The sequence below is a fragment of the Teichococcus wenyumeiae genome (assembly GCF_003696345.1).
GTDB lineage: Bacteria > Pseudomonadota > Alphaproteobacteria > Acetobacterales > Acetobacteraceae > Pseudoroseomonas > Pseudoroseomonas wenyumeiae.
The window spans coordinates 1-6367 of the sequence record NZ_RFLX01000086.1; the positions used below are offsets into that span (position 1 = coordinate 1).

Genomic DNA, 6367 nt, shown 5'->3' on the forward strand with positions numbered 1-6367 from the left:
AGAGCGAGACATCGTGCTGATCGGCGACAACGGCTTTGCTGCCCTGGAACTCTTGGCTGCCCTGACCCGGCACAGGATCACCGGAATCACGCGCCTGCGGCTCGATGCCGCGCTCTACGCTCCGGCACCGCCCCGGCTGCCTGGTACCAATGGTCGACCCCGCACCAAGGGGGCGCGGCGGCCTAACCTGTCGGAGGTGCTGATCGTGTAGCGCGACAATCAGAACCGGGCGCCCGTATTGCCTCATTCAAGATTGCTCCCGAGCCGAGGTCCGTTGCCTCATTGGTCTGCTCCCGCGGCCGAGCCGTTGCATCAGCCCCAAATAGCCGTTGCCGCATGTCATGCTCCCGTTGCCTCGTCGCTTTGCTCCCGAGCGCTCGCGGCGCCTCCTTCGCCAAACACCAGCTGATGCGCCAGTTCCGCTCGCCACGTCTTCACCCGCCGCTGCAGGGTTCGCAGCAGCGTCTCGGAATAGCGGCCCGAAACGTCCGCCTGGAGGCGCTCCAGTAGCTCCCGTGCGGTCCGCCACGGCTCAGCCCTGAACCATTCGCGCAGCTGCGGCCCAACCTCCTCCAGTGGGTCGGCGCGGGTCCGCCAGTACCGTTCCTTTCTCGCCTTCGGCTTCGCGGTCGGTCGCACCTCTCCCGCGCGCCAGGCCGTGCGCAGGCCGGCCAGGAATTCTTCCAGCGTCGGCACGTCCGGCGGCGCTGCCCGTCCACTGCTCGGCCGATCGGCGATCTCGACCAGCCTGGCCTGGGCGGCACGGATGTCGGCCAGCAGACGCACCGGATCCAGCGCGGCGGCCATGGCGCTCACCCGCGTCTTCACCGCCTCCGGGATACGTCCGTCCGCGAGCAGACGGGCGCACGGCGTTTGGGGCGCGTGATAACGCTTCCTCACCGCCGCCCCGTCCCGCGTCTTCTCGGCCAGTTTGAACGAGGGCTGGAACACATTCACGAACAGCCGCAGGGATCGGTAGAGTTCCGCCAGGGCCGCTGCGGCCTCCAGCCCTTCCAGGCGCCGGTAGCCTACTGCGCGCCGTACCACCGCGCCGTTCTTCTGCTCGACATGCGCCTGGTCGTTCTTGCGGTACGGCCGGCAACGCGTGAACACAACACCTGTGTTGGCGCAGTAATCCCGAACCGTCTCGTTCAGGAACACGCTGTCGTTGTCCGTGTCGAACCCGAGCAGCGGAAACGGCAGCATCCTCCGCACCTCGCCTAGCACCTCCCTCACCAGGACCTGCTCGCGCACCAGCAGCGGCGCACACTCGGTCCAGCCCGTCGCGATGTCCGTCAGCACAAGGGTCTGGACGTAGCTCCCCCGCGCCGTCGGCCCGCTGTGCGCCACCAGGTCCGCCTCGACATAGCCCGGCGCCGGCTCCCCCCAGTCCAGCGACGTCCGCACCGGAACGCTCCGCCGCACCGCGGCCGAGGGTGGGGACCGGCGCCGCCGGCGCCGTGCCCCGCCCTCCCGCCTGTCGCGCAACGCCCGGTCGATCGTCGCCGCGCTCATCGCCAGCAACCCAGTCCGCACCGCCGGGGCCAAAGACAGGTGGCCATGTCGCTCCATCGCCTCCACCAGCCCCGGCAGCACCACCCGCAGCCGCTTGCCGCAGATCCGGTCGGAGGCCTCCCAGAGCACCGTCAGGGCCTCCCGCACCGCCGCATCATAGATCTGCCGCGCCCGCCGTGGTCGCTCCTGCGGCGCCAGTCCTCGCCGCAGCAGCCGCCCCGCGTGCTTGCGGTGATGCCCCGTGATCGCCGCGAACTCATCCAGGATCAGCCCCCGCTCCGCCCGCCCAGCGCCGGCATACCGGGCAGCCACCGCCGCCACCAACTCATCCCGCGTCGCCATGCTCACCCGCCTCATCCTCCCCTCCGCAGCTCAGTGCCGCCCGGGAGCATCTCAGATGCGGCAACGACCCGCCTCCAGGGAACAAATCAGCTGAGGCAATGCGAACCGGGGTCCCTAATTGTCGCGGAACATGATCGGCCCCGATACGTGCTGGCAGCGCGTGGTCGTCCCTGGCTGGTACGGTGAGGGCGCACGTCAGGTCGAGATCTGCTCGGCCACTGCCGTATGGCGTCATGGCGGGATGCCTATCGTGCCGATCCGCTGGGTCCTGGTCCGCGATCCCCATCGTCGGTTCGAGCCGCAGGCCCTGCTGTGCACCGAGCCTGATCGAACGCCGGAGCAGATCCTGTGCTGGTTCATCCACCGCTGGCAACTGGAGGTGACTTTTCAGGAGACCAGGGTGCATCTCGGGGTGGAGACCCAGCGGCAATGGTCGGACCTCGCCATCGCCCGCACCACGCCATGCCTGCTCGGGCTGTTCTCGCTCGTCACCCTCCTGGCCGCCCAGCTCAGAGCCTCAGACCGCAATGCCGCAGCGAGCAGCGCCTGGTACCGCAAGGAGCGCCCGACCTTCAGTGACACCCTCGCCGCCGTGCGGCGGCACATCTGGTGCGAGCAAGGTTTCCTCACATCCCGGCACGGCGGTCACAGCACAAAACCTCGACGAGCGCTCCAGCACGCCTGGGCTTACGCCCTCTGTCACACCGCCTGATGGCCAAAATCGAGCTTAGCCCGTCAGTGACCAGCCGGTGCGGCCTGTACTTCAGGTCGGAGAGTAGGCGCTTGAAGAACCGCTTGGCTGCACTTCCGTTCCGCCGATCTTGAACAAGGATGTCCAGCACCACGCCGTGCTGGTCCACTGCCCGCCAGAGATAATGCAACACGCCGTTTATGCGCAGAAACACCTCATCGAGGTGCCAGGTGTCGCCCGGCTTTGGCCGGCGGCGTCGAAGTCTGTGGGCGAACTCCGAACCGAACTTCCGGCCCCAGTTCCGGATGCTCTCCGTACGTGACGCTGATGCCCCGCTCCGCCAGGATCAGCTCCACGTCCCGCAGGCTCAAGCTGAACACATGGTAGAGCCAGACAGCATGGCTGATGATCTCCGCCGGGAAGCGGTATCCAGGGTAGGTGGGACAGTCTGCCGTCATCCCGTCAGATTGCCCTGGCTCGGTTGTTCCGACCACCGCCCATCAACTTGCCAATGCCGCCTATTGGCAGGCGCTGGCGGGGCGGCCGGATCCCGCCCTGGCCGAGGCCTGGCAGCGCGTGGTGCGGGGGCAGCCCGAGGTTGCGGCGGACCTACGGGCGGTGGCCGCGGCAGCCGAGCGGCGGCTAGGGCCAGAAGGGTTGGGCCAAATCACCACCGCCAGCGCGGCCGAGGCTGCCGCGCCGTCGCGCGAGGGACTGGCGGGGATCGGCCGGGCCGTGGCGGTCATGCGGGAAGGGCAGCGTGCGTATTCCGGCGATCATGATCGGCTGTTCCAGCCGAAGGTGATCACGCAATCCGGTGATCATGATCACCTGCCGCGCGTTAGGCGTGGCAGAGGATGGGGCCGGGAGCAGTACGGCCGACGGTTGTAGATGTCACTTGCCAGCTTCGTCGGTCAAGGCATGGTTGCCGGCTTGGCGCTGACGCAAGCTGGCGCCCTTGAGTTCGATGCGGTGGGCACGGTGGATGATGCGGTCGACGATGGCATCTCCGAGGGTCAGATCGCCCACGAGGTCGTGCCAGCGGTTCGCGGGCACCTGGCTGGTGATCAGCAGGGAGCCGCGGTCGTAGCGGTCGTCGACGATCTCGAGCAGGTCCCGGCGCTGCTCGGTACTGAGCGGTTCCGGGCCCCAGTCATCGATGATGAGCAGGCGGGTGCGCTCGATCGCCGCCATCATCCTGGGCAGCCGTCCCTCGCCCCGGGCGGTTGCCAGATCGGCGAACAGCCGCGGCGCCCGCTTGTAGAGGACGGAGTAGCCCTCCCGGCAGGCCTTGTGGCCGAGCGCGCAGGCCAGCCACGACTTGCCGACCCCGGTTGGGCCGGTGATCACCACATGGCTGTGCTCGCGGATCCAGCCGCAACCGGCCAGGCGGAGGAACATAGCCCGATCCAGGCCGCGCGGGGTGCGGAAATCCGTGTCCTCGATCACCGCCGCCTGGCGCAGCCGGGCCTCACGCAGCCTGCGGGCAAGGCGGCTGTTCTCCCGGCTGGTTGCCTCGCGATCGACCAGCAGGCCCAGCCAGTCCTCGCGGGAAAGCGCCGCCGCCTCGGAGGCGCCGAGGAGTTCGGTAAAAGCCTGGGCCATGGCGTTCAGGCCGAGCCCGCGCAGGCGCTCGGCCGTGGGATGGATCAGCATCGGATCGCCTTGCAATGGTAATAGCCGGGGCCGCGGATATTCTCGTGCAGCAGCATGGCCGGCTCGTCCGGCACGGCCCGTTGCTCCTGGCGGTTGTTGAGGATGGCAGCGACCGAGCTGTAGGAGCGTGTCCCCAAGGCGAGTGCCCGGGCGCAAGCGGCATCGACCCGCTCGGCGCCGTGGCGTTTCACCAGGCCAAGGATGCCGATGCAGGAGCGGAACCCCTGCTCCGGATGCGGCCTGGAGCGCAGGATGATCTCCACCAGCGCCGCCGTGTCGTGTCCGATGGTGCCCGCCTCACGATGAATGCGCTCGAGGCTCCACTCCCGGTAGCGGCGATGGGAGCTGGGCATGTGCTCGGCCAGGGTGCTGGGCTGATGGCGGCGGAGGCTGCGGAGATGGCTGGCCACGCGCTGGCCACGGTGAAAGATCTCCACCGTCGCGGTGGTGATCCGCGCCTCCACCTCCTGGCGCACCAGGGCGTGCGGCACCGAGTAGAAGTGCCGCTCGACCTCCACATGGTAGTCGAGCCCCACTCGGCAGCGTTTCCAGGCCGCATACTCATAGGCGGCCTCCGGCAAGGGGCAGAGGGCCGGCCGGTCAAGGGCCTCGAACAGCGCTCGCCGGGTCGTGCCCAGGGCGCGCATCGGCCGCTCGTTGAGCTGCGCCACCAGGGCCTGGATCGCCGCATCGAGCTCGGCCAGGGAGAAAAACTTCTGGTTCCGCAGCCGCGCCAGGATCCATCGCTGCACCACCTGCACACCAACTTCGGCCTTGGCCTTGTCGCGTGGCTTGTCGGGCCGCGCCGGCAGCACGGCCGTGCCGTAATGCGCCGCCATCTCCGCATAGGTCCGGTTCACCGCCGGCTCATGGAAGCAGGCCCGGCTGATCCCGGCGCGCAGATTGTCGCTGACCAATTGCCGCGCCACACCGCCGAAATGCGCGAAAGCCCGCACATGGCAGTCAATCCAGTCCGGCAGCGCCTGGCTCCAGACGGCGCAGGCGAAGGTGTAGCTCGACGTCCCCAGCACGGCGACGAAGATCTCCGCCCGCCGTTCCTCCCCGCTCACCCCCTCCAGCACCGGCATGGTGCTGCCGGCGAAGTCGACGAAGATCCGCTCCCCGGCCGGGTGGACCTGCCGCAGCGTCGGTTTCAGCCGGCCCGCCCAGGACCGGTACAGGTCGCAGAACCAGGAATAACCAAACCCATCCGGCGCTCCCGCCCGGTATTCCTCCCACAGGAGCGACAGCGTCACGTTCGGACGCCGCAGTTCCCGGTGCACCCAGGCCCAGTCGGGCTGCGGCCGTTCCTCGGCCGCGGCGCCGCTGGCCGGTGGAAACAGCAGCGCCTCCAGCCCCGCATCGCTCAGCCCCTCCGGCAGTGGCCAGGTCAGCCCAGCGCTACGGGCCCGCCTCAGATAGGCGTGCACCACTCCCTGGCTCAGCCCGAGGCTGCGAGCCATCATCCGCTGGGACAGACCCTGACCCCAGCCAAGCCGTAGAACATCCCGGATCTTGCGCATCGGCACCCTCTCGCCTGGCATCCCGTCCCCCTGCTCAGCACCGGGACGAAACTACCGTTGGTTGAGACTTGCCGGCCGCGTCACTCCTCCATCCCACCCCAATTCCAGTGATCACGATCACCGGAATCGCTGATCAGCATCCACCGGATCCACTGATCACGATCGAACGGAATCGCTGATCACGATCCACCGGATTACGCAGGCAGCGGGCGGTGCAGGCGCAAGAACGCGCCCAAGCGCGGTCGCAGGAGGCGGAGCAGCAGCGGCTTGGGATCTGGCGTGGGCCAGGGCTGGGTCGGTAGCGGTCAGGCGCAGCGGACCACAGCCAGTGGGCGAGCTTTGAACGGCGGGTCATTGACCAGGGCGACCCGCCCATTGGCTTCAGTGGTTGAAGGTGAATGGGCGCAGGCCACTGGGGCATGAAGCTGGCAGGCTACGCCAGCCTCCCAAACCAGGCATCCCGCTCTGCCCAGACAAGGGGTGGCGGCTACATCCGGCCGGGATACCCCATCTCGTCAACCCGCCAAGAACCGTTGCTGGGCCGCAGATGCGGCCGAATGGACACCTCGAAGTACCCGGTGCGGCGCAGCCTCCGCGAGCAGGATCGCCGCCTCAGGTCATGACCCGCCCCTGCTGATGG

Annotated in this window: 7 protein-coding genes; 3 read left to right on the forward strand and 4 right to left on the reverse strand. The window is 68.5% G+C overall.

Features of this window, described 5'->3' with window-relative positions; all coding sequences use genetic code 11:
* On the forward strand, window positions 1–211 hold a 211-nt coding region (locus EBE87_RS27320; RefSeq protein ID WP_199708090.1), incomplete at its 5' end, for a transposase.
* Between the two features lie 128 nt (window positions 212–339).
* Here the strand turns inward: EBE87_RS27320 and EBE87_RS27325 are convergent.
* Window positions 340–1872 carry a DDE-type integrase/transposase/recombinase gene (locus tag EBE87_RS27325; protein WP_120641094.1) on the reverse strand — a complete coding sequence of 511 codons (1533 nt, stop codon included), beginning with the start codon at window positions 1870–1872 and terminating at the stop codon, window positions 340–342.
* A 115-nt stretch (window positions 1873–1987) separates the two neighbouring features.
* On the opposite strand from EBE87_RS27325, the gene EBE87_RS28860 reads away from it, so the two are divergent.
* Window positions 1988–2569: a hypothetical protein gene (locus EBE87_RS28860; RefSeq protein ID WP_147426267.1), complete on the forward strand. Its 582-nt coding sequence runs from the start codon at window positions 1988–1990 to the stop codon at window positions 2567–2569.
* On the opposite strand, the gene EBE87_RS30725 is transcribed toward EBE87_RS28860, so the two are convergent.
* A complete protein-coding gene (locus tag EBE87_RS30725; RefSeq protein WP_120641096.1) occupies window positions 2484–2855 on the reverse strand; it encodes a DDE-type integrase/transposase/recombinase in 372 nt (123 codons plus the stop codon). The genes EBE87_RS28860 and EBE87_RS30725 overlap by 86 nt on opposite strands.
* A 131-nt stretch (window positions 2856–2986) precedes the next feature.
* On the opposite strand from EBE87_RS30725, the gene EBE87_RS27340 reads away from it, so the two are divergent.
* Window positions 2987–3439 (forward strand): hypothetical protein, encoded by a 453-nt coding sequence (locus EBE87_RS27340; protein ID WP_147426268.1) that lies wholly within the window; start codon window positions 2987–2989, stop codon window positions 3437–3439.
* Window positions 3440–3442: 3 nt separating this feature from the next.
* Here EBE87_RS27340 and istB read toward each other — a convergent pair whose 3' ends face one another.
* On the reverse strand, window positions 3443–4204 hold the full coding sequence (gene istB / locus EBE87_RS27345) for an IS21-like element helper ATPase IstB (RefSeq protein ID WP_122140287.1): 762 nt from the start codon (window positions 4202–4204) through the stop codon (window positions 3443–3445).
* Complete coding sequence (gene istA, locus EBE87_RS27350; RefSeq protein WP_408887770.1) at window positions 4198–5727, reverse strand: IS21 family transposase; 1530 nt, start codon at window positions 5725–5727, stop codon at window positions 4198–4200. The genes istB and istA overlap by 7 nt, the downstream gene beginning before the upstream one ends.
* Window positions 5728–6367 lie beyond the last annotated feature (640 nt).

Excerpts from the sequence above, each read along its gene's own strand:
- EBE87_RS27325 (WP_120641094.1), bottom strand. The coding sequence starts at position 1,872 with ATGAGGCGGGTGAGCATGGCGACGCGGGATGAGTTGGTGGCGGCGGTG.
- EBE87_RS28860 (WP_147426267.1), top strand. The coding sequence starts at position 1,988 with ATGATCGGCCCCGATACGTGCTGGCAGCGCGTGGTCGTCCCTGGCTGG.
- istB (WP_122140287.1), bottom strand. The coding sequence starts at position 4,204 with ATGCTGATCCATCCCACGGCCGAGCGCCTGCGCGGGCTCGGCCTGAAC.
- istA (WP_408887770.1), bottom strand. The coding sequence starts at position 5,727 with ATGCGCAAGATCCGGGATGTTCTACGGCTTGGCTGGGGTCAGGGTCTG.